Source organism: Niabella aurantiaca DSM 17617, from assembly GCF_000374125.1.
Classification (GTDB): domain Bacteria; phylum Bacteroidota; class Bacteroidia; order Chitinophagales; family Chitinophagaceae; genus Niabella; species Niabella aurantiaca.
The window spans coordinates 19,036-41,959 of sequence record NZ_KB893644.1 but is presented as its reverse complement, the minus strand read 5'-3'; the positions used below and the strand labels follow the sequence as shown (position 1 = coordinate 41,959).

Genomic DNA, 22,924 nt, shown 5'->3' with positions numbered 1-22,924 from the left:
TAAGCATTATGGACAAGGGACGCTTATTTTTCGCTTTTTTTATCTTACTTGCTTTTTGCAGAAGAGCCGATAATCTGTATGCCCAGAATATTACTCATTTGAATTTTGAAAATGGCCTGGAGGTGAAGGGGAATCAAACGAATGATTCCTTTTATCAGTGGAAACCTTATATTAGGGTTGGTGAAACCAATCCCCAAAGATGTACTCTACCTCAACTTAAAGCTAATGCATATACAGAAATAAACGCTGAAAAATATAGAAGGGGTAAGCATTCTGGTAAACTGACCCTGGATGTTTCAAATGGCGGTGTGGGGCATAAAGCGATGTTCAGATATAATTTGCTGCCAGCTGGCATACAACTCCAAAAGGCCAAAGAGGAAAGATGGGTAAGTTTTAGCTGTTATTTGTCAAATGAAGGAGATGATAAATGGGAAACTGATGCTGTACCTGAATTGATTTTTCAAATGCATAATGATATTGCAGTTTCGCCAATGCTTGCTATTTATTCGCAGAATGACACTTTTGATATTATTTATAGATTTTCAGATATCGATCCCCATGTGGCAGACGTATCTGAAAGATCTGCTATCGGTACAATGAAAGCGTGGTCGGGTAAAGCAGAGAAGGGAAAATGGATAGATTGGGTTTTCCATGTTAAATTTTCTCCGTTAACCCCTGATGGTTTTTTACAAGCTTGGATAAATGACGGGGCCGGATATCGGAAAATTGTCGATAAACAGGAAATAAGGATAGGGTATAATTGCTCTGAAAGAACAGATCTTGATATTGGAATTTACAAATGGCCATGGAAATGCCCTTCTGATTCTGGTATAAAAAAGAGAGTATTATATATTGATGAAATATCAGTCGGCGACAGAACGGCAAATTTTGAAAGCATTACGAAGTATCTCAGCGATTTTAAAAAGAAATAGTATATACCCCATTTACTAATTGCTTTGATTTAATGAATTATATTTTTTAGCAGTATTTATGTAACTATCTTGGTTGAAGCGATTTCATTATATGAAACAAAAGAGTTCATCCAGCGGTTTAAGTCGGGTGATGCGAAAGCATTTGAGCATATTTTTCGTCAATGTTATGAGCGCCTTTATTGGTTTGGTCGCAGGTTTATTTCAGACCCCCAGGATGTGGAAGATATTCTTTCGGAAGCTTATTTAAAAGTATGGAAGCGACGGCAATATTTTGATACAATAGATTCTGTCAAAGCATTTTTGCATGTTGCAATACGTAACCAGTGTTTTGATCTTTTAAAACAACAACAGATAAGAACGGAGCATCATCGGCAGTTATTGAATCAGCTAAGCGAAACAGAGGTCGGTGATTTTTCAATGGAAGATCTGCAGGTTGAATTAGTTAAAAAAATATTTTCTCAGATTGAAAGACTGCCTCCGAAAATGAGAGAGATATTCCTTCTTTCCTATCAGGAAGGTTTAAAGCCTGCAGCAATTGCAAAAAAATTGGGGCTGAATGTTCAAACAGTAAAGAATCAAAAGGTAACCGCCTTGAGGATAATAAAATCCGCCCTGTCCAATGAACCATCACTGGTGCTTTTAATCGTATTGATGGAGCGCCTATTTGATGCGTAATTACCCGATATTTTGATTATTAGGTATAAATTTTACAAAAGCACTGAATTCTTTAGTACGTTTTTGAAATAGGATCGTTGTATTAAGGAATGAAGGACTTAAACAAAATATCGGACATACTTCTAAAACATTTATCAGGAGATTTATCAGGCAGCGAAAGGCGGGAGCTAAAAGTATGGTTGGCTGAATCAGTGCAACACCGTGCGTTTTTTGATAAGATTAACGACGATGAGCAACTTAAACGAATGTTGCTGTCTTTTCAATATAGAGAGCAGGAACAATCCCAGGATCGGGTTTTTCGAAAGATAGAAGCAGTTATGAAGCAGCATGCAGCCGGTATCCGAAAAACGGTTAATATGACTTCTTCCCGTAAAATTCTTTTTATGAAGAGATGGCCCGTTGCAGCTGCCGTATTAATTATCTTGTTGTTCAGCTATAGCGCTTATTTTTATTACACTGTCTCCTATAAAAAATCACAAAATATTTCTGTTAAGTCTAATGAATTGACTGCGCCTCAAAAGAGTTATGCGGTTGTTACGTTGGCTGATGGGAGGGCGATATCTCTGGATAGCCTGAAAAGCGGGCAATTGATACATCAGGGAAACGCGAAGTTGACAAAGCTGGATAATGGTCGCTTAGCTTACCAGAATGCAACCGGAGAAATTTCAGAGAGCCTGCAATACAATACATTAACTAACCCGGTTGGTAGTAGGGTTGTTGACATTGTTCTTTCCGATGGTTCTCATATCTGGCTTAATTCGGGAAGTTCCATCACTTATCCGGTCTTGTTTAACAGAAATGAACGAAAAGTAGCATTAAGTGGTGAAGCCTATTTTGAAGTTGCCAAAGATGTACATAAAAAATTTTTGGTGTCAGCAAATGGCACGAACACAGAAGTTTTAGGGACTCATTTCAACATAAATGCTTATAAGAATGAGCCATCTGTAAAGATTGCTTTAATAGAAGGATCAATAACAGTGACTGATCAGAGACACCAAAAAGCAAATATTAAACCAGGTCAGTTGGCAGTGGCGAGAAACCAGCAATTAACAGTAAGCCCTATTGCCAATATGGAACAGGTATTGGCATGGAAAAACGGCATGTTCAATTTTGAAGATGTTTCGTTTGCTGATGCCATGCGACAATTAGAGCGTTGGTATAATATCGATGTTGTTTATGAAAACCAAGTGCCAGCTATCGAACTAAGCGGGGAGATGACCAAAGATGTAACATTGGAGGGCTTAATGATTTTCCTGAAAAAATTAGGAGTCCATTGCAGACTAGCGGGACGAAAATTAATTATAAATTAAGATTTCAGGAATATACATAATGTAAAGACTGTATGCAAACGAAACAATGAAAATAAGAGTATTGTCTGCCGGTTTTCTTTCGTATATAGATGGATCACCTTCTCATATAAGTACAGGTAAAAAAGATTAATTGTCCTGATAAGAGCTTTCATAGTTCGTGCAGTGACGGTAAAGATTTACTTGATTTAAACCAATCAATTAACCCCATTTTTTAACAATAAAATTGCTTGCAAGTTCATGGAAAAAAAATTTAAGCTATCCCCGGTTTTTAGAGAATCGCAACAGATTATTTCGGTAATGCGATTAACTGCTATTTTATTAGCTGTTTTTTTTATTCAGGCACAGGCTTTAGGCATGGCACAAACTGTTAGCTTGTCTGGTAAGAACATAACCCTCAGGCAAATTTTTGGTTCTATAAAAAGGCAAACGGGTTATGTAGTAATTGGGAAAAAAGAAATCTTTTATAATTCTAAGCCTGTTTCATTGTCGCTCAGCAATACACCGTTAAAGCAGGCCCTGAATGAAGTACTTAAAGACCAGCAATTGGAATATACCATTCAGGGTCGTACTATAATGCTTTCAGCAAAAGTTTCACCTGTAACGGCTCCGAAAGTGAAAAAGATGAACTTGTGGCCGGAGCAGTTGTCAGCGATTACTGGTGATGTAAAGGATGCAGATGGGGCGCCAGTGCCTTCCGCCAATATTCAGATTAAAGGCAGTATGAAAGGTGTGTCGGCTAATGCTTCTGGTCATTTTACAATATCAGAGATTAATCAAGGCGATATCTTAGTCATTTCAGCTATTGGCTATTCCACTTTAGAAATTTCCTATGCAAAATTAAAGGCCCTTGAAGAAGGGCAGACAATTTTTATTAATGATAGCAAAATAATCAGATCTGGTACGGATGTTTTTGCTTTTTATTTAGCAACTCAGGTGTCCCGTTTGGACGAAGTACAAATTATATCTATCGGATATGGCACTGTTAAAAAGAAAGATTTAACCGGATCTGTTTCGTCCATAGGATCAGGTGATTTGAATACGGGAGTAAATGCCGCTTTAACTTCAGCCATACAAGGCAAAGCTGCTGGAGTAAATATTTTACCTAATAGCGGGCAGCCCGGTGCTAATGCAGTAGTACGTATTCGCGGGGGAACCTCTATTACTGCAGGAAATAATCCCCTTTATGTAATTGATGGTGTTCCGGTAGCTTTTTCAGAAGACAACTTTACATCTGCTGCTAACCCGAACTTTGCCCAGGTTATGACAAAGTCGGCCTCCAACCCGCTAAATATGATCAACCCATCAGATATTGAGTCTGTTGATATATTAAAAGACGCTTCTGCAACAGCAATCTATGGCTCAAGAGGGGCAAACGGAGTAATCTTAATTACCACAAAGCAGGGTAAAAAAGGGAAAAATACTATTGATATAGACGTGTATGGATCTGTTTCATCTTTGCGAAAAAAATTGCCGGTGTTAAGTGCAGACGAATACCGGTCTGCTTTGGAAGAGCATCCGGAAGTAAAGAACTGGACTGATTATGGAGCGTCCACCGATTGGCAGGATGAAATATTCAGAAATGCTCCTGCCCAATCTTATGATGTTGCTATGACAGGAGGAACTTCCCAAACGAATTACAGAGCCTCAATTAACTATTTTAATCAAAAAGGGATTATTATCAGTTCGGGCATGAATAAGTTAACAGGCAGAGTTAACATTAATCATACGTTTAACGACAGGTTAAAAATGAGTTTTAACCTTGCTAACGTACTTGAAAATCAGGATAATGTTCCGAACCCTGAAACTTCTGGTGCAGATGCATATACAGGCGTCATAAAAGATGCGCTACGGTTTAATCCCACTTCTCCGGTCAGGAATGCGGATGGAAAATTTGCTGAGTATTCAATATTCCTAAACAACCCGGTTGCAGAAGCGACACAGATTCAGGATAATACGGATATCAAACGGATGCTGGGCAATATTACTGCAGATTTGAAGCTGACAGATTATTTAACCTTTCGTGTTAATGCAGGAATTACAGAAGAGAATGTTTTTAGGGGAACTTATATGCCTAAATCTATTTTACTCGGAGCGCAATATAACGGAAGTGCCACACAACAGACAAATCATAGCAGTAGTAAATTGTTAGAGACTAATTTTAATTTCAATAAAGCGATTGGAAAAGATCAGGTGATTTCCGGTGTATTGGGTTATTCATTCCAAAATTTTGTCTATCGAAACTTATTCGCACAATCACAAAATTTTATTTCCGATGCTACATCATATAATGATTTGGATGCCGGAACTGTATTTTACGCACCTATATCCGGTAAATACGGGAATACATTGATTTCATTTTTCGGAAGAGCAAATTATAACTTAAACCAGAAATATTTATTAACCGTAACAGTACGCCGGGACGGATCTTCACGTTTTGGAGCGAACAATAAATGGGGATATTTCCCTTCTGCGGCTTTTGCCTGGCGGATTATAGAAGAAAATTTTTTAAAGAACAATAGTACTATTTCAGATTTAAAACTTCGCTTAAGCTACGGTGTAACAGGGAATCAGGATATTGGCAATTATATATCAATACCAACATTGTCCGCAGGAACACAGCGTTATATGTTTGGCAATAAAATTATTACAGCTATAGGTGCGGATCAATACAGTAATCCCGATATAAAATGGGAAAGTACCGCACAATCGAATATTGGAGTTGACTTTGGTTTCCTTAAAAATCGGTTTACAGGAACGGTTGATCTTTATTACAAAAAAACATCTGATCTGCTGTTGAGTTTTTCTCTGCCATCACCATCAGAAGTTAATAGTACAGTGGCCAATGTTGGGAGCATTGAGAATAAAGGAATTGAATTAGCGCTGAATGCACGGGTATTGGATAATGCTAAGTTTAAATGGAATATTTATGGGAATTTCAGCAGAAATAGAAACAAAGTATTATCCCTATCCAACGATAAATGGTTTGCCAAAGATATTGCAACCGACCGAGAGCCTAACGGAGGATCAACTACCCAAATTATCAGAGTTGGAGAGCCTTTCGGAACTTATTACGGCAAAAAGTATCTTGGGCCTGATGAAAATGGGAAAGAGTCTTATCTTGATGAAAACCACGACGAAATTCCAGATCTGGTAATGATTGGAAAAAGTCAGCCCGACTTTTTCTATGGATTTGGAACCAACTTATCTTATAGCAGATTCAGGCTTGATGTCTTTCTAAGAGGTGTTGAAGGTGTAGATTTATACAATGCTACAGCACAGGAGAATCGTCTTATTACAAAATTACCCATGAACATACTTAAACCCGCTCTTGATGATGGGTTGGTTTTCGGAGCTACACCAAATATTTATTCGAGTAAATATATCGAAGATGCCTCTTTTTTAAGGCTCGAAAATGTTCAGCTTAGCTATAATATTAAAACAGGTAACGCTAACTGGATCAAAAAAGCAAATATCTACATTGCCGGCCAGAATCTTTTTGTTGTAACAAAATATACAGGGTATGATCCTGAAGTGTCGAGAGGTGTTGATTATAACGTGTACCCACGTCCCAGAATTATTTCCTTAGGCTTACAATTACAATTTTAATTGAGATTTACTTAAAAACTTCAAATTATAATAATGAAAAAAAATATATATAGTGTGATGTTATGTATAAGCTTATTTTCTATCTCTTGTACAAACCTGGATGAAACGTTATTTGATCGACTGGGTGCCAGCAATTTTTATAAAACCAATGATGAGATTCAAACGGGGTTAGCAAAGGCTTATCGCTCCATGAGAGACGCAAACAGGTGGAGATATATCTGGGTTCTCCAGGAGATGACTACACATCACGGAACTGTACCTGTACGATCGAATGGTGGGTGGGTTGGATGGCAGCCCTTTACCTTACATGCCTGGACTCCCAATGAGGATATTATTCGCCAGAACTGGCAAGCAGAATTTAAAACCGTTGGCGTTTGTAATTCGCTAATAGAAAATATGCAGATTGCCAGTCAAACAGTTCCGGGGTTAGACCCGGTGATTGCCGAGGTTAAAGCAATACGTGCCTATTCTTATTTAATTTTATGTGATTTGTATGGGCCAGTACCTTTGGTAACTGTTGCCCGCATTGATCCAAGCAATCCTCCCAAAAATACTTCAAGAAAAGATGTTTTCACATTCATAGAGAATGAGCTAATAGATGCAATTAAAGTTTTGCCTTCCAAAAAAGATGTTGATGCTGATTATTATGGACGTTTTACGAAGGAAACCGCTCAGGGAGTTCTGGCTAAGTTATATATCAATGCAGAAGTTTATACAGGCACAGCAAGATGGGCAGATTGTATTACACAGTGTGATGCTGTTATTAACTCCAACGCTTATTCGTTAACAAAAAGCATTGCTGAAAATTTTACTATACAGAATCAGAGTTCAACTGAAAATATGCTTATTGGAGCATGTAATAATGATGCATTGGTTGAGGGAAATGTGGACATGATTTATAGTTTGGACCCACTCCACCAGTTGGTTTATGGGTTGGCGAGCCCTCCGTATGGCGGCACATCTGTTTTAGAAGAACATTATAACGAGTTTGATGATTCAGATTTAAGAAAAACTTTCTTTCTTGCCGGACCTCAATATTATAAAGATGGACGCCCTTTGCTTGATCCCAAGACAGGGGTTCAATTAAATTTAATACCTATAACAAATCTTTATAATGCTCCTGCGAACGCGGGTATTAGAATTAATAAATATGAACCTGATCCTTTGGTTCAAGGTGCGAACGCGCGTAACGATTATGTTTTTTTGCGCTATGCAGATGTTTTATTAATGAAAGCCGAGTGTTTATATAGAACTGGACACAACAGCGAAGCTCAAACAATCGTAAATAATGTAAGAGCCAGAAATTTTGTAACACCGAAGCCATTTCTTAATATGACATTAGAAGATATTTTGGAAGAACGGTCACGTGAATTTTCCTTTGAGTCAAATTATCGCACTGATTTGATTCGTTTCGGAAAATTTTTAAGCGATACACATCATTTGAAACCGAATCCGGATGCACCATCGGCCTCTCATTTGCTTGTATACCCTTTTCCTCAGATTGAAATTAACTCTAATCCAAACTTAAAGCAAAACCCCGGCTATTAGCTGTTAGTAGTAAATAATGAATGATCGAATATTTTTTTATTAATTATTAAATGCTTCTTTGCAAAAGATAAGCGTATATCTCACGTAGCCAGTGTGCAGATATCGGTTACAATCTACTCTTGAGTTGCGGTTAAGTAGCCGTGATTCTGATAAATAATTAATAACAATGATGAGAGGAAGAACCCCTATAGTTTTTGCAGCAATGATTGCATTCCTGTCGGTATCTTTTACAGGCGGTTTTCCTGTTAAAAAGATAAAAGTATCCGCGCCTTTTGCAATGCCTCCTATAAGTGTGCCCGATTTCAGTAAAACAAAAAAGCTTTCTATCGTGGATTTTGGCGCAGTACGGGGAGATAAAGACAAAACCTCCGAGGCCATTGCCCTGGCCATCAGCAAAGCAAATGCTGCAGGCGGCGCTACGGTAGTGATTCCCGCAGGCGAATGGCTTACTAAAAAAATTCATTTTAAAAGCAATGTAAACCTATATTTAGAAAAAGGGGCAATACTATTGTTTTCAGACGATCCGGCCGATTATTTACCGGCTGTTCCTACCACTTGGGAAGGAATGGAATGCTATAACTATTCGCCACTGATTTATGCCTACCAGTGTAAAAATATCGCTATCAGTGGCGAAGGGGAGATAAAAGCAAAAATGGATACCTGGCAAACCTGGTTCTCCCGCCCACCGGCGCACATGGCCAGTATTAAACGCTTATACAACCTTGCCTGGGAGCGCACACCGGTCGAAAGCAGGCAAATGGTAAATGATACAGCACACCTCCGTCCGCATTTCATCCAGTTTAACCGCTGCGAAAATGTATTGCTGGAAGGTATTCAGATCACCAACAGCCCTTTCTGGACCATACACCCTTATCTCTGCAAAAATGTAGTGATCAGGAAAGTACGGGTATATGCGCACGGGCATAATAATGATGGCGTAGATCCCGAGATGAGCCGGAATGTATTAATCGAAGATTGTGTATTTGACCAGGGTGATGATGCTATTGCCATCAAATCAGGAAGAAATCCCGAAGGATGGAGACTCAAAGTGCCCTCGAAAAACATTGTGATACGAAACAATATCGTAAAAAACGGGCACCAGCTGGTAGCCATTGGCAGCGAGCTTTCAGGAGGTATAGAAAATGTTTTCGTCACCAACTGCAAAGTGATGGATGGCGCCAGGCTTAACCACCTGTTGTTTATCAAGACCAATGAGCGCATGGGCGGGTATGTCAAAAACATTTATGCTTCAGATATCAAAGCGGGTAAAATTGATTCAGGCATACTAGGCATTGAAACCAACGTGCTGTATCAGTGGCGCGACCTGGCGCCCACTTATGAACGCAGGTTGACGCCTATCCGGGATGTTCACCTGAATCATGTCAAAGCATCTGAGGTAAAATTCATATCCAGGATTCTGGCACAAAAAGAGCTCCCGGTTAAAAATATATTTTTAAAAGATGTAACCGCTGGTAAGGTTACAGAACAAAAAAGCATTCATGAGAATGTAGTCCATTTTAAAGCAGAGTAATATAAATTGACAAGTAAATTGTTATAAAAATAAACATGACTGAAAAATGATATTCTGCATAAAGAGGGAATGTGAAAATTCATTATTGGAATGCAAGATAGGTTTTGAGAAAATAGATATAGCATTTGAGAAAACCATTACAGTGTAAAACTTTACTCCTCGCTATTTTTAGCGTCTATTTTTAACGATTAAATTTAAATAAACCATGCTTGCTCAAATTAAATTACTGCTTCTGGCAGCTGTAGATGGAATAATAAAACAAGGACCTCTCATTTTTGTAGTGAAGCGAAAAGAGCCGCTCAAACTACGGCCAATCTCTGGTTATACATTTTTCTAAAACATGATTATATCACAGGTCAGGAATTCACCTGCACATATCAGTATTCTTAATCTAAAACAAAATAAGATGAAATATATCTTTATACTTTTTGCTGTTTTTGTTATGTCATGTACAAAACTTGCACAACAAGAGTTGCAAACTCAAAATGAAGCCCCGCTTGATTTAAAATTGAATAGCTCAACAGCCCCGGCTTTGATGTCTGTAATTAACGGTATTACTATGGATGAACCTAATGATGCGGTAATGCCTTTAGATAACAATGTTCGCTCGGGAGGTATCTATTATGAAACTCATGAAGATGGTAATGGTTACAGCGGATACGATTCAGTAAATAATAAGTGGCTTGTCCGCTCTGTTATTAAAACCACGTATGGGCGAACGGGAAATGGGCTTAGCTACGATGTACCAAAAAGAATAGTTGGGGGAACTTATGATAATACTACCAAGGACAGGCTTGAAACCACCTTATTGAAGAATGGCGACATACCTACTTATAGCAACACCGCTCACTATTCGGGCTTTAGTATATATATACCATCCGGCAAAGATGTGATCGAGCCCGATCAGTGGTTTTTAATTCATCAGTGGTGGCAAACAGCTCAAAACAGCGAAAGCCCTCCCATTGCATTTGAACTACGACCCAATTATTATGCAAGATTAGGAGTTGTGGTCAGAAAAGGTGTGAACAAAAATAACCATACATATCAGTATCTTACCAGGCAGGATGATGCCAGTGGCGATAAGTTTATTGACTTGCCTCGAAATAAATGGATAGATTTTGTCGTACGGTGGAAATTCGATATTTCAGGGAATAATGGAGAATTGAAAATTTACAAACATGAAATCGATGCACCAAATTCTACACTCATCTTTGATTACACCGGTCAAATCGGGTATAGCGGTGTTACGAGCCCAGGCATAAATGAAAAATTTGGTATTTACAGGAAAGCAGGTTACGCAAGTGATCACAAGGTTATTTATGATCAATTAAAGCTTGGTGATACATTTAATGACGTTAAACCCTGGTAGCCCTTAAACTACTTTTAAACGGTCAATAGAATTAAGTAACAACAGGATCTGTTGCAATTAATTTAATTTTTTGCTTAATAAAGAGATTATATGGATAATAATGAAAGACTACTGATAATTGCTGTATTCATCCCTTTTGCTACATTATCTTGTACTAAAATTGCTGAATATGCTCCATTTGAGGATGGGACGCTATTGGCTACAGTACCCCGGAGCGTTATACCTTCAGCTATGCCCAACAGTATTACAATGGATCTGAGCGGCGATGCAGTTATGCCTGACAATAATATACGCGTCAACGGCTTTTATAACCTCACTGTTGAAGGAGGCAGTGGTTATTTATACTATAATTCATCAACAAACAATTCAGTTCGCCCGTTGCTAAAAGTGACTTATGGACGGACAGGAAGGGGTAACGGGCTTAGATTTAACCTGCCTGCCAGGGATTCAATAGTTAATTATGACCAACCCAATAGCGATCGTTTAGAGTCGCACCTGGTTCGCGGAGGAAATCTCGCCCGACATAGCGATACGGCGTTCTACTCAGGATTTAGCGTTTATATCCCTTCAACCAGTGAAACAATAGAGCCTAATATTCTCAATCAATGGTTTACTTTTCACCAATGGCATCAATCAGCTCCAGAGGGTCCTCCCATCGCTCTGATGCTTATGCCAGGATATTCTTCAAGGCTTGGGCTATGCATCAGATATGGTGTAAACAAGGCTGGTGGGGAGCACCCAACATATGTGTTTCGACAGGATGATACCACCACTCAATATATCGACCTGCCAACAAACAAGTGGATCGATTTCATTGTTAGATGGAAATTTGGAATAAATGGCGGCGGAGAAGTAGATGTATACCGACATGACATCGATGCCCCAAGCTCTACGCATCTCTATACTTACAGAGGGCCGATTGGCTACACTAATGTAAACAACGAAAATGGTATTAATGAAAAGTTCGGTATTTACCGTAAAGCAAGTTACACCAGGAGCCATGTTATCTTATACGATCAATTAAGGGTTGGTCGGACGTACAACGAAGTTCGGCCATGGCAATAGCCATCGATGATTCAGGAATATTCTTTAAGATGAATGCAACAGTAAAAAACAGATATTGTTAATCGGGAAATACCTATCTCGACTAAGTAATACTGCCATTAATAATTATAGAAGCCATCTCAAAAACCTTGAGATGGCTTCTATATGTATAAAGATTTTTCTAACAATAATCAGAAAAAGCACGATATACCTCTTACGGTTTAGGACGCAGAATAGCCATGAGGTTATAAAATCTCCTCCACATCATTTTGATATCTTCGGAAAGTTGATAAGACACTAATCGAGCTTCTTAATATCCTGCGCTGTAACAATTCTTCTTTGCTGGTACAGATTGAAAGTAATTTGTGCTCTTATTTTTATTCCTGCTTTCAAGACATATTTATGGCGCTCTGATGGCGCTTATTTTATAAAAACCGACCATTTTTATAAATGGTTTACTCTCGTTATTTCCTGACGGTTCTCAAAGCTATTGCACCGCGCCGGTCCAAACAAGTCAGGCAAGTTTGTTATAAAAAAATCTTCCTCCGCTTTGGCCGCCTCCGGCGAGAGTGTTGTGGCGGAGCGTATTTTTTTATACAAAACTTGTTTTCCCCTCTGCGGAGCAATAAGGGCTGCTGCCCAAAAAGAAAAAAGCGGGGCGTTTCCCGCTGATCATTCACGATTTAAAACTTTTTGGTTATGCAACAGCAACATTTATCACAAAGGACAAAGAAGTATTTCAACTGCCAGGCGAATTGCGCACACGCATGGGCGCACCAGTTATATGATGAAGGGCACGCCAGTAATTTTTATTTTGAAGGCCCTGTGATATACAGTTACGGCTATCATTTCCCAATAGCTGTGCTGGATGGGCATAATGTATTCTTTACCCTGCAATCCCGCAGCCTTACAACCACCCTGCACAAGAATATTACGCTGTCCGCCGTTTCACACAAGAACATTGTTTATGTGGAGGAGCTTCCCCAAACCGGCGACGTAACAAGCGAGCTGTTCAAAAAAGAGAACCTTGATTGCTGGATCGCTCAAATAGAAATGGCGCTTAATGAATATGAAAAATACCCCCGTCGCCGGTCATTGCTTTCCCAAACTGAAACCGCACTATCCCGGTTAACAAGGTTTGCAGAGGTAATGGGTGTAACCCTGGATCCAACCTTACAGCAACTGCTGAACAGTCCGTCCATTGAAGCCCTCCGGCAGTTCAAGCAGGAGGAGAAAAGAAAGCAGCAGCGGGAAGAAAGAAAAAGGATCGCCAACGCCAGGAGAAAATATAACAAAGAGATTACAGAATGGAAAGCAGGCAGAATAGAAACTTTTGACCACAGCGCGCCGGGTATAGACGCTAATCTGGCATACCTGCGCCTTAACACAGATCAGACAATTATTCAAACTTCCAAAGGCATCCGGCTTTCCATTGAAAAGGGTTATGACACCTGGCGGTTTATCAAAGCAGCGCTTGCAAAAAATGCCATGAACTTTAATTACCACATTGACGGGTTTAAGGTAACCTCAGTAACCCCCGATTTTTTTACTGTGGGATGCCACAAAATACCCATGAACGAAGTAAACGAGATCGCCAAACGGCTGGACTGGTAACAACCAGTCCGGCTTATTCTAAAAACTTTATTTCTTAAAAATTAAATGCTATAAAAATGAACACTATCAAAATAATTATCGAGATCAGGGGCGGTAACCTCACCGCTGTGTTATCTAATGTGGATCTGCGCTATGTTTTAGTTGACTATGACAATATAGATAACGACGCATCGCCTGTATCCGGGCCTTTTGAGCCTGACGGCGTCAGCGATAACCTGTACACTTTATATAATGACCCCGAACCCGGAGACCAGGAAATAAGGGAAGCATTAAAGAAACTTAAATATTGATCACTCTAAATTATTACCACCATGAAAAAATCATTTACAGAGCAGTTAAATGCAGTAAGAGAAGCCGCACAACAAACGATCAGGCGGATAGTCATGCACAAGAAAAGTATTATACTTTTTTCTGCCACCGGCGATGAAGATGAAGAATGGACAGTAGACATTTATGATGACGTTCCCGATTTTCCTTTTTACAGCAAATATGGTTATGTTCAGTATGCAGCCGTAAAAGAAATTCATTTACGCGAGCATGGCATTGAAGTTACCGGCATCCTGAAAGGAGATGACTATCCTGAAGAAGTAAAAGCGCTGCTTACAGAACTGGACGATTACAGTAGCGCGGCTTTAGCAGATCATTTACAGCAGGATGAAACCGCACCTGAAGTAACGGAAACGTTTTACGTGATAGAAAAATTCCCTTACCCGCAATTTGTACTCGACGAAGAAGGAAACGTAAAGTCGTTCGAGACGTATGAAGCGGCAACTGAAGAAGTCAGTGATTGTCAGGACGGATTTGTAATTAATTTTTAAACCGGAAAAATGGCACTGCGATGGCATTGGAACCGCCCAACTGTTTTACCTTACAGTATGACTTTTTGGGAGCTTAGCGATGATGATTCAAGGGGATATTATTATCCTGTACCTGGTAAAGCCGCCCGCAACAATGGCGGGCAGCTTGTTTCCGGTTTGTTGTATCTTATCGCCAGCCTGTTTAGACTGGCAGGGAGCCTGCTAATGGGGGTAGCGACACTACTCCTGGTACTGCTGCGTTGGATATGGAAGCTGATAAAATAGCCTTCTCATTTTTCTTTGGCGGGCGGCTGCAAAATATGCAGCTTGCTGTTCATATCGGCAAGCCCGGCCTTTTGCAATAACTCGACGCCGATCTGCTGCAAATCCTCCCGGCTATCTGCCCCGGCTGCCCTGATCAATCCATCCAGCGCATCTCCGGGCCTGTTTTGCAGCCCGTTCTCAATCACTTTAGCCAGCAGCAGCACATTTTTACGCGGGATACGAAGGTCTATTTTTACAGCATCATTCATACCGGGTGTGCTTAACAATGTTTCAAATAACAACAACAATTCTTTTTCACTTAACATAGTTCACTTTTTAATTTCCACTGATCCTGTTCACGCTGTAAAAATACTTTCGCATTTTTGTTTTGCACCCAAACAACCCCTTTAGAATGTAAAGAGGTTGAGTAACCGAATTGCTACCTTTGTATAAAATTGCTGCTATGCCTTTTTATCAATTTATCCAGGCCGGTACGCCCGCAGGAAAGCGCACGTTGCAGCGCCTGCTGGCACTGCGCCAAAAGCTGAAAGCCGAAGTACCCACCAAACAACTGGAAAGCAACCTGCTGCTGGCGACCTGGAATATCCGGGAATTTGATTCTCCTGCTTATGGTGAAAGGCTGCTGGAATCTTTTTATTATATCGCCGAGATCGTTTCCCACTTTGATATCATCGCCATACAGGAAGTAAGAGATGATTTAAAGGCACTCAAAAAACTTGTCCAGATCTTAGGTAGCCATTGGCATTATGTAATTACCGATGTGACCGCAGGCAGCCAGGGAAATAAAGAACGGCTGGCTTTTGTTTTTGATACCCGCAAAGTAAAATTCGGCGGGCTGGCCGGGGAGCTGGTGCTGCCTCCCTTTCAGAAAAAAGACCCCGAGACCGGGCAAACGATCTACGAACCGGTGCAGCAGCTCGTCCGCACGCCTTATACCTGTGGCTTTACCGCTGGTTGGACCAACTTTCAGTTGACCACCGTCCATATTTTATACGGAGACGCCACGCCTAATAATCCAGACAGGATACAAGAAATCCAGACCATTGCAGAAACGCTTTCCAAAAGGGCGGATGGCAAGACAGAATGGTCTAATAACAATATCCTGTTAGGCGACTTCAATATTTACGATCCTGCTGATTCCACTTATGGGGCTATTGCCAATGCAGGATTTGTTATCCCGCCGGAGTTGCAGCACCTGCCTTCAAACGCTTTAAAGAATAAGTTTTATGACCAGATCGCTTTTAAAGTAAGGCCAGGGCGTTTTAATACTACCGGTAAAGCAGGTGTATTCGATTACTATGATGTAGTGTTCCGGGCAGAAGATGAAGCCGAATATATCAAGGATATGGGCGAAGCCTATAACACCACCGCGGCAGGAACGCCACGCACTAATAAAAGCACCTATTATAAAACCTATTGGCGCACGCATCAAATGTCTGATCATTTACCTATGTGGGTAGAAATTTGTATTGATTATACTGATGACTACCTGAACGCGCGGCAACGCCCGCCACAAGAGGAAGGAAACCCTTCTTAGGCATTCACGAATAAGCAACATTTATCTAAACCTCTTTAGTTTTTAAAGGGGTAACGGTTCGCGATGTTGTCATACATACCTTTGTTTTCGATAGTTGATTTGTGAAGTTTGAAAACAGTGTAGTATGAATATCGACGAAGCAAAAGCGCTGGATATGGTACAGTACCTTTCCAGCTTGGGGCATGAACCGGCAAGAGTATCCGGCAACAGTTACTGGTATCATTCCCCTTTACATGCAGACAAAACACCCTCCTTTAAAATAAACCGGCAATTGAACCGGTGGTACGATTTTGCCGAAGGCAAAGGCGGCAACCTGGTTGATTTCGGTATCCTGTACCACCAGTGCAATATATCCGACCTTTTACAAAAATTGTCCGGGCCATCTGTAAAACTAAATGCACATCAGCGGCTGCCAGACAAGCCGGAAAATAACAAAACGATAAAGATACTTTCTGCCCACCCGGTTAACTCACTTAGCCTGGTGCGTTACCTGCATTACCGGCGCATTCCGCTTGCTATTGCAGAACAATATTTAAGCGAAGTACGGTACCAGTTGGGGGACAGAACCTATTACGCCCTGGGCTTTAAAAATGACAGCGGGGGCTATGAACTGCGTAATGAAAAATTTAAGGGCAGCAGCTCTCCCAAAGACGTTACATTCATTGACAACGGGGCGAAAGAGCTGGCCGTTTTTGAAGGCTCATTTAACTTCCTTTCTTACCTGACAATGTATTACAAACAGGAGCAGCAGGAAAGCAATTTTATGATCTTAAATTCTACTGCATTTTTTGAAAAAAGCCTGCCCAAAATGCGAGAACATGACAAGGTGCATTTATATATGGACAATGATAAGACCGGACAAAATTGCACCCTGAAAGCGCTTGCGTTAGACAATAAAAAATTTATTGATGAAAGCCGGTTATATAAAAATTACGGCGACCTGAACGACTGGCTTATGCATATCGGAAATCATCAAAAGCAGCAGTTGAGGCAAAAGCCCTGACTTCCTTTTGACCAGTTAAGGGTAGAAAAAGACAAGAGGTAATGCCCTGACAACTGAAAAAGCCGCCGGCCGGGGTCCGCACCGCGACGCTTGCGGACGGCAAGATGTACCGTTGTATGACAACGGATCTTGCCGCCGGTCGCTCCGAGGTCGCTGGCGGTTATTTTGAGCTGGTTTTTAATAGTAATGTGAAAATGATTTAAGTGATGAATGACCAAAAAAGCAACCGTACGTGCATCGTCCAGGCACGTCTGACACCGGATGAATACCGGCGTATCCATTCCAGATTATCGCGCTCCACCTTTAAAAAGATGAGCGATTTCCTGCGCTATGCAGTACTGGATAAACCAATAAAAATGCTGCACCGAAACCAGTCCTTAGATGACTTTATGTCGGAGATGATACTACTAAGAAAAGAGCTCAATGCGATAGGCAATAATTATAACCAGGCGGTTAAAAAACTGCATATTTATTCAGAGGTGCCGGAAGTAAAAATATGGTTGCTGACGAATGAAAATACCCACCAGGTTTTGCTTCAAAAAATTTCAGAGATCAAATCAAAAATCAATCAAATTAATGACCAATGGTTGCAGTAATAAAAGCATCGGGCAGCCTGAGACGCGCCCTTCATTATAATGAAAATAAATTGAAAGAAAATAAGGCGGAGCTGATCCATGCAAACGGCTTTGCAAAGGATATGGAAAAGCTGGGTTTTACCGACAAGCTCCGCCGCTTTGAAAAGCAAATCGAATTGAACCCAAAGATCAAAACAAACACGCTCCATATCTCTTTAAATTTTGACCCATCCGAAAGACTTACTAAGGACAGGCTTTGCCAGATTGCAGACACTTATATGCAGAAAATAGGGTTTGGCGATCAGCCTTATTTGGTGTATCAACACAACGATGCCGGGCACCCGCATATCCACCTGGTGACCACGAATGTAAAGAACGATGGCAGCTATATCAAACTGCACAATATCGGCCGCAATCAGTCAGAGAAAGCACGACTGGAAATCGAAAAAGAATTTAAGCTGGTCCCTGCCCAGCGCGAACAGCTTAAAAGGGTTCTTAACATCAAGCCCATCAATGCCCAAAAAGTGCAGTATGGCCACTCTGAAACCAAACGCGCCATGACCAATGTGCTGGACGCCGTATTGGAAAAATATAAATACACATCGCTGCCGGAACTGAACGCCGTCCTGAAGCAATATAACATGATGGCCGACCGGGGCAGTAAAGAATCCAGGCTTTACAAAAACAGCGGCCTGGTTTACCGGGTGTTGAATGAACAGGGAGAAAAGGTTGGAGTGCCCATTAAAGCCAGTGATTTTTATAATAAACCAACGCTTCAGTTTTTAGAACAGCGATTTAAGAAAAATAAAACCTTACGGCAGCCACATAAACTGCGGATAAAAAATGCTATTGAACTCGCTTTTGTCAAAAAACCGGGTTGCTCTTTATCGCAATTAACAGCAGCGCTTCAAAAAGAAAGGATACAGCTTGTTGTTCGCAGGAATGACAAGGGCGTGGTATATGGAATGACCTACGTTGACCACCAGACCAAATGCGTTTTTAATGGCAGCGATATTGATAAACAATACAGCGCCCACCAGCTCCTGAAGCGCCTCGGCCCTGAGCCAATACAAAAACCAAAACAGCAGGAACTAAAGGAGGGTTTAACACATTCCGCTTCACAAAAAGAGAACGCCGTTGCAGAAGGCAAACAGCAGGAGCAACCTATTATTACCGCCCTTCAGGAAGTCCTGGGTCCGGAAAGAGAAGCCAGCTTGAACCCAATGCTGAGAGAAGAACTGAAAAAGAAACGAAAGAAAAAATTACGTCACTAAAAAAGATTTGTTATGTCAGTCAGAACAGGCGAGAATGAACAGGGGTTAAGAAAGATCATTGACATGACCCGTACTATTGCAATTGTTGTACTACTCATTCATTGTTATGATAATTGCTATATGGCCTTTAAGATATGGGGTTGTACGTCCCACATATCAGACCGGATACTGAACAATATCCATAAAACAGGGTTGCTGTCAGGTTTTTTACAATCCAAGTCAATCGCCCTTGTTTTTCTATTGATCTCACTCATGGGCATTAAAGGACGGAAAGATGAAAAAATGAGCTACCGGACTGCATTCGGATATTTTCTGATCGGTCTTGTACTTTATTATTCCAGCTACTTTATTTTATTATGGTACTCGCTTGGCCCGGAAGTCCTGGCAGTGAGCTATATGTTTATTACCGGGCTGGGTTTTATACTGGTAATGACGGGAGGATCATTGCTTACCCGGATCATCAAAAAGAAATTGAGCGGGGAAGTATTTAACAAAGCCGGTGAATCTTTCCCGCAGGAAGAACGGCTGCTGACGGATCAGTTCTCATTAAACCTGTCTGCCACTTATACTTTCAGGGGTAAAACCCGTCGCTCGTATATTAATTTTCTGAACGCACGAAGGTCGATTCTCGTGATGGGATCGGCCGGATCGGGCAAGACCTATTTTGTTATTGAAAACCTGCTTCGACAACTGACTGCAGGCGGCCAGGCTCTGTTTGTATTCGATCACAAGTTCCCGGAGCTTACCACGTTCACTTATAACCATTTTTTAAAGCATCGTAAGAAATACCCGCCCCATACAGTGTTCCGGTGCGTCAATTTTACAAATCCTGAACTTTCGCATCGGTGTAACCCCATCCATCCGGCAACACTGCGCAACCTTACCGCCGCAATTGAATCCGCAAAGTCTTTGCTTATAAGTATGAACCGTAGCTGGGCCAGCAGGCAAGGCGAATTTTTCGTGGAATCACCAATTAATTTGCTGGCTGCTGTTATTGGTTTTCTGCGTAAATACGAGGATGGTGCTTATTGTACGCTGCCCCATGCCATAGAACTGATCCATACGCCTTATGAAAAGCTCTTTACAGTGCTGCAAACGGAGACAGAGATCAGCACCCTGATCAATCCATTTATCCAGGCTTTTATTGACGGCGAAATGGAAACCCTGAACAGTCAAATGGCCAGCGTGAAGATACCGCTGGGGCGTATCTCAACCCCGGAGTTCTATTATGTATTATCCGGCGATGATTTTACGTTGGCTATTAACGATCCGAAAAATCCCAAAATATTCTGCCTGGGCAATGATCCTTTGGCAAAGGAAGCGCTGGCGCCGATCATGTCATTATATATTGACCGGCTGAATAAAATCATCAATCAACCCGGAAAATACCGCTGCGCCCAGGTACTGGATGAGTTCGCCAGCGCCAGGGCCTCCACCGTCATGGAAACAATTTTTACCGGCAGGTCAAATGATATCATAACTGTGATCGCAGTGCAGGATTATAGCCAGTTGAAACTTATTTATTCCCGTGAGGAAGCGGAAACAATCTTTAATATTACCGGTAATATCATCAGCGGCCAGGTGAGCGGTGAAACCGCTAAATTATTAAGCGAGCGGTTCTCTAAAACTTTCCAGGATCGGGAAAGTATTTCCATTAACAGCAGTGATACCTCCATATCCCGGTCAAAGCATTTAGAGCAGTCCGTTCCGGCCAGCACCATTTCCAGTTTATCTTCCGGGGAGTTCGTGGGTATCGTGGCTGATAACCCCGATCAGCCGATTGAGCTGAAAGCTTTTCATGCCCGGATTATCAACGACCATAAGGTTATAAAAAAAGAAAAGGAGAATTTTATCCCACTGCCTAAAGTCCGGAGCATTGACCGGAACAACATCTATAACAACTATCTACTGATAAAGCAGGATGCGCAGGATATTATAGATGCGGTAATGGAGCAGGTGCTGAATGATCCGGAGAGAGAAAATTTAGTTGTAAAAAGAAGATAATCGTTCGGTTTTTACAAATTGAATTTAACTCAAACCAAAAAATAACTATCTTGTTATTTTCTACTTCTTATTATAATTCTACTAACTTAAGCTACTTTCTGCGATATTTCTGTTTTTAATTTCTCCGAAAGACTATCAGTAAAAGATTTTCGCACAGGTCTGATCGAAGAATATGCACCACAAAAATATTCTAACGGTAGAATTCTCCGAACTGAACTTTTCAACTCCTCTTGACTAATCTGAGGGTAGTTACGTGCTATCTCAAGCATCTGGTATGCCGTTCGCTCAAGATGAACATCTAAAGAAGTATGATCCCAGTCAGCATAGTAAAGAAAGTCTTCGTTTACAAGATACGATTGGATAACAGTCAAACAGAAGCCAACACATGTCAAATACTCTGGAAAAGATCCTGGGTTCTGAAACTTCCCATCAGCATCATAAAACGATTTTGGGTTGTAAAAGAATCCGTATTGGGGTTTTGCCTCCTTTTGTATAAGTTCACAATGAGCCACAAAACTGGAAATCAAAAAAGATGGTATAAAGTTCAGTTCTTTTACGAAAATCAGCTGGCCTTCTTCGATTGCATTCTTTGGTGATTCCAATAAAATTGATCCGAAAAAATGAAATATACGCGTTTCGCCATTATGTTTTATTATTAATGCAGCATGTGATGGCTCGCCGGCTTCAACAACTACTGCCGCAGCAATGGTATTGTCGGATAAATTGATTCCCTCTGAGTTTAACGCAATTAGTAGTTGATCATTATTCACCTTGTTCAATTTTTTTATTAAGTTGTTTAAACCGTTTATTAAACAATTCATGAAGGGTTTGAATCTGCTGTTTTATCCTTTCGTTATCTCTTACAGTTTGAGTGACAATTAGAATTATTTTTAAAATATTAATGTCAGTTCCATCATGAGTAAACAAACGTAAAAACCTATGTAATTTTCCATATCCTTGTACGTCTAAATAACTCCGGATTTGGTAGTGTAGTTTTTTCAATGCTTCTATTTCCCCCTTGGAAGAGAAATCCTTTACAAAGCTTTTCAATTCTTCAAAGCTCTCTTCGTTAGCGTACGAATCACAAAGTGTTAACTGCTTTCCTTTTGAAGTCATTTTTGACCATGCACTAAATCGAATGGTTTGATATAAATATGCCTTGGCTTTGGTCGCATTCATTTCTGTGCATGAAATAGGAGAAAGAGCTTTGCCATCTACTTCTACATGGATGTTAGGGTTTTTTCCGCCAACTGCGATTAATTTGCCGGTTATGAATTCTAAATCAGTTTTGAAAGTTTTGTGTGTGAGGGGTTTTACCCTAAGTTTTGGTCGGTTTCTTAATATACTATAAATGGGCGTCTTAATTTCTCCATCGTAAAAACATGCATCATATTGTAACCCGTTTAGAGTAAATACTCTTTGAATTCGCCGCCATTGTTCAACCAATTCTCCGTTAGCAGATTTATTCTCAAGAATTCTGTCAAACTCTTTTTGCACTTTTGTGACCGGTTCTCCTTCTGCTGCCATGACGGCAGAACCTGACGTGATTTGAATTTTAATACTTTTATTGTCAGGAGTTAACTCAACAATATTGGTAAGAGATTCAAGCAGGACGACGAATGCCTGCGCAGCCTCTAGCGACATTGCCTGTATATCGACATCTGCACTCGTTTTGTCTTTAATGATTTTTATTTCTAATCGGCTTTGACCCATTGGATGTTGATTCGTCAGTTTTGATTTTGTCTTTTTCAATCAATTTCCATATATAGGATGAAATATATTTATTCTGTCTACCAAGATAAGCAAAAAACAGCAATCGA

At 40.5% G+C, this 22,924-nt stretch carries 20 protein-coding genes; 17 read left to right on the top strand and 3 right to left on the bottom strand.

Annotated elements, in window-relative coordinates; translation table 11 throughout:
• The first annotated feature begins 8 nt into the window (after positions 1–8).
• The 12 genes from B160_RS0119410 to B160_RS0119345 all read left to right on the top strand — a co-directional run bounded on the left by B160_RS0119410 (position 9) and on the right by B160_RS0119345 (position 14,711).
• Entirely contained in the window at positions 9–932 is a 924-nt protein-coding gene (locus B160_RS0119410) for a heparin lyase I family protein (protein WP_018629592.1), read from the top strand.
• 69 nt (positions 933–1,001) lie between these two features.
• Positions 1,002–1,607, top strand: a complete 606-nt coding sequence (locus B160_RS0119405; protein ID WP_018629591.1) for an RNA polymerase sigma factor — start codon at positions 1,002–1,004, stop codon at positions 1,605–1,607.
• Positions 1,608–1,696: 89 nt separating this feature from the next.
• A complete protein-coding gene (locus B160_RS29725; protein WP_018629590.1) occupies positions 1,697–2,917 on the top strand; it encodes a FecR family protein in 1,221 nt (406 codons plus the stop codon).
• A gap of 237 nt (positions 2,918–3,154) precedes the next feature.
• Positions 3,155–6,523, top strand: a complete 3,369-nt coding sequence (locus B160_RS29720; protein WP_018629589.1) for a TonB-dependent receptor — start codon at positions 3,155–3,157, stop codon at positions 6,521–6,523.
• Positions 6,524–6,556: 33 nt separating this feature from the next.
• On the top strand, positions 6,557–8,071 hold the full coding sequence (locus B160_RS0119390; protein ID WP_018629588.1) for a RagB/SusD family nutrient uptake outer membrane protein: 1,515 nt from the start codon (positions 6,557–6,559) through the stop codon (positions 8,069–8,071).
• 166 nt (positions 8,072–8,237) lie between these two features.
• Entirely contained in the window at positions 8,238–9,602 is a 1,365-nt protein-coding gene (locus B160_RS0119385) for a glycoside hydrolase family 28 protein (RefSeq protein ID WP_157558142.1), read from the top strand.
• A gap of 406 nt (positions 9,603–10,008) precedes the next feature.
• Positions 10,009–10,971: a heparin lyase I family protein gene (locus B160_RS0119375; RefSeq protein ID WP_169540106.1), complete on the top strand. Its 963-nt coding sequence runs from the start codon at positions 10,009–10,011 to the stop codon at positions 10,969–10,971.
• A gap of 90 nt (positions 10,972–11,061) precedes the next feature.
• Positions 11,062–12,036, top strand: coding sequence for a heparin lyase I family protein (locus tag B160_RS0119370; protein WP_018629584.1), 975 nt, complete (start codon positions 11,062–11,064; stop codon positions 12,034–12,036).
• Positions 12,037–12,714: 678 nt separating this feature from the next.
• Positions 12,715–13,629 (top strand): hypothetical protein, encoded by a 915-nt coding sequence (locus tag B160_RS0119360; RefSeq protein WP_018629583.1) that lies wholly within the window; start codon positions 12,715–12,717, stop codon positions 13,627–13,629.
• A gap of 56 nt (positions 13,630–13,685) precedes the next feature.
• Positions 13,686–13,919: a hypothetical protein gene (locus tag B160_RS0119355; protein ID WP_018629582.1), complete on the top strand. Its 234-nt coding sequence runs from the start codon at positions 13,686–13,688 to the stop codon at positions 13,917–13,919.
• A 21-nt stretch (positions 13,920–13,940) separates the two neighbouring features.
• Positions 13,941–14,447: a hypothetical protein gene (locus tag B160_RS0119350; RefSeq protein WP_018629581.1), complete on the top strand. Its 507-nt coding sequence runs from the start codon at positions 13,941–13,943 to the stop codon at positions 14,445–14,447.
• Positions 14,448–14,456: 9 nt separating this feature from the next.
• Entirely contained in the window at positions 14,457–14,711 is a 255-nt protein-coding gene (locus B160_RS0119345; RefSeq protein WP_018629580.1) for a hypothetical protein, read from the top strand.
• Positions 14,712–14,716: 5 nt separating this feature from the next.
• Here the strand turns inward: B160_RS0119345 and B160_RS0119340 are convergent, their stop codons facing one another.
• Complete coding sequence (locus B160_RS0119340) at positions 14,717–15,016, bottom strand: hypothetical protein (RefSeq protein WP_018629579.1); 300 nt, start codon at positions 15,014–15,016, stop codon at positions 14,717–14,719.
• A gap of 137 nt (positions 15,017–15,153) precedes the next feature.
• Here B160_RS0119340 and B160_RS0119335 point away from each other — a divergent pair, with 137 nt between their 5' ends.
• The 5 genes from B160_RS0119335 (at position 15,154) to B160_RS0119315 (ending at position 21,104) form a co-directional block, all read left to right on the top strand.
• Entirely contained in the window at positions 15,154–16,248 is a 1,095-nt protein-coding gene (locus tag B160_RS0119335; RefSeq protein WP_018629578.1) for an endonuclease/exonuclease/phosphatase family protein, read from the top strand.
• Positions 16,249–16,372: 124 nt separating this feature from the next.
• On the top strand, positions 16,373–17,251 hold the full coding sequence (locus B160_RS0119330; RefSeq protein ID WP_018629577.1) for a toprim domain-containing protein: 879 nt from the start codon (positions 16,373–16,375) through the stop codon (positions 17,249–17,251).
• A gap of 206 nt (positions 17,252–17,457) precedes the next feature.
• Positions 17,458–17,847, top strand: a complete 390-nt coding sequence (locus B160_RS0119325; RefSeq protein ID WP_018629576.1) for a plasmid mobilization protein — start codon at positions 17,458–17,460, stop codon at positions 17,845–17,847.
• A complete protein-coding gene (locus tag B160_RS0119320; protein ID WP_018629575.1) occupies positions 17,835–19,100 on the top strand; it encodes a relaxase/mobilization nuclease domain-containing protein in 1,266 nt (421 codons plus the stop codon). Before B160_RS0119325 ends, B160_RS0119320 begins: the two co-directional genes overlap by 13 nt.
• A gap of 12 nt (positions 19,101–19,112) precedes the next feature.
• Complete coding sequence (locus B160_RS0119315) at positions 19,113–21,104, top strand: YWFCY domain-containing protein (protein ID WP_026309878.1); 1,992 nt, start codon at positions 19,113–19,115, stop codon at positions 21,102–21,104.
• Positions 21,105–21,190: 86 nt separating this feature from the next.
• On the opposite strand, the gene B160_RS0119310 is transcribed toward B160_RS0119315, so the two are convergent.
• Both B160_RS0119310 and B160_RS0119305 read right to left on the bottom strand, forming a co-directional pair.
• Positions 21,191–21,874, bottom strand: coding sequence for a hypothetical protein (locus tag B160_RS0119310; RefSeq protein WP_157558141.1), 684 nt, complete (start codon positions 21,872–21,874; stop codon positions 21,191–21,193).
• The gene (locus B160_RS0119305) at positions 21,867–22,856 is read right to left on the bottom strand and encodes a hypothetical protein (RefSeq protein ID WP_040680159.1); all 990 of its coding nucleotides are present in this window, start codon (positions 22,854–22,856) and stop codon (positions 21,867–21,869) included. The genes B160_RS0119310 and B160_RS0119305 overlap by 8 nt, the downstream gene beginning before the upstream one ends.
• Positions 22,857–22,924 lie beyond the last annotated feature (68 nt).

Coding starts and splice junctions, on each gene's coding strand:
- B160_RS0119410 (WP_018629592.1), top strand. CDS start 9: ATGGACAAGGGACGCTTATTTTTCGCTTTTTTTATCTTACTTGCTTTT.
- B160_RS29725 (WP_018629590.1), top strand. CDS start 1,697: ATGAAGGACTTAAACAAAATATCGGACATACTTCTAAAACATTTATCA.
- B160_RS29720 (WP_018629589.1), top strand. CDS start 3,155: ATGGAAAAAAAATTTAAGCTATCCCCGGTTTTTAGAGAATCGCAACAG.
- B160_RS0119390 (WP_018629588.1), top strand. CDS start 6,557: ATGAAAAAAAATATATATAGTGTGATGTTATGTATAAGCTTATTTTCT.
- B160_RS0119385 (WP_157558142.1), top strand. CDS start 8,238: ATGATGAGAGGAAGAACCCCTATAGTTTTTGCAGCAATGATTGCATTC.
- B160_RS0119375 (WP_169540106.1), top strand. CDS start 10,009: ATGAAATATATCTTTATACTTTTTGCTGTTTTTGTTATGTCATGTACA.
- B160_RS0119370 (WP_018629584.1), top strand. CDS start 11,062: ATGGATAATAATGAAAGACTACTGATAATTGCTGTATTCATCCCTTTT.
- B160_RS0119360 (WP_018629583.1), top strand. CDS start 12,715: ATGCAACAGCAACATTTATCACAAAGGACAAAGAAGTATTTCAACTGC.
- B160_RS0119355 (WP_018629582.1), top strand. CDS start 13,686: ATGAACACTATCAAAATAATTATCGAGATCAGGGGCGGTAACCTCACC.
- B160_RS0119350 (WP_018629581.1), top strand. CDS start 13,941: ATGAAAAAATCATTTACAGAGCAGTTAAATGCAGTAAGAGAAGCCGCA.
- B160_RS0119345 (WP_018629580.1), top strand. CDS start 14,457: ATGGCACTGCGATGGCATTGGAACCGCCCAACTGTTTTACCTTACAGT.
- B160_RS0119340 (WP_018629579.1), bottom strand. CDS start 15,016: ATGTTAAGTGAAAAAGAATTGTTGTTGTTATTTGAAACATTGTTAAGC.
- B160_RS0119335 (WP_018629578.1), top strand. CDS start 15,154: ATGCCTTTTTATCAATTTATCCAGGCCGGTACGCCCGCAGGAAAGCGC.
- B160_RS0119330 (WP_018629577.1), top strand. CDS start 16,373: ATGAATATCGACGAAGCAAAAGCGCTGGATATGGTACAGTACCTTTCC.
- B160_RS0119325 (WP_018629576.1), top strand. CDS start 17,458: ATGAATGACCAAAAAAGCAACCGTACGTGCATCGTCCAGGCACGTCTG.
- B160_RS0119320 (WP_018629575.1), top strand. CDS start 17,835: ATGGTTGCAGTAATAAAAGCATCGGGCAGCCTGAGACGCGCCCTTCAT.
- B160_RS0119315 (WP_026309878.1), top strand. CDS start 19,113: ATGTCAGTCAGAACAGGCGAGAATGAACAGGGGTTAAGAAAGATCATT.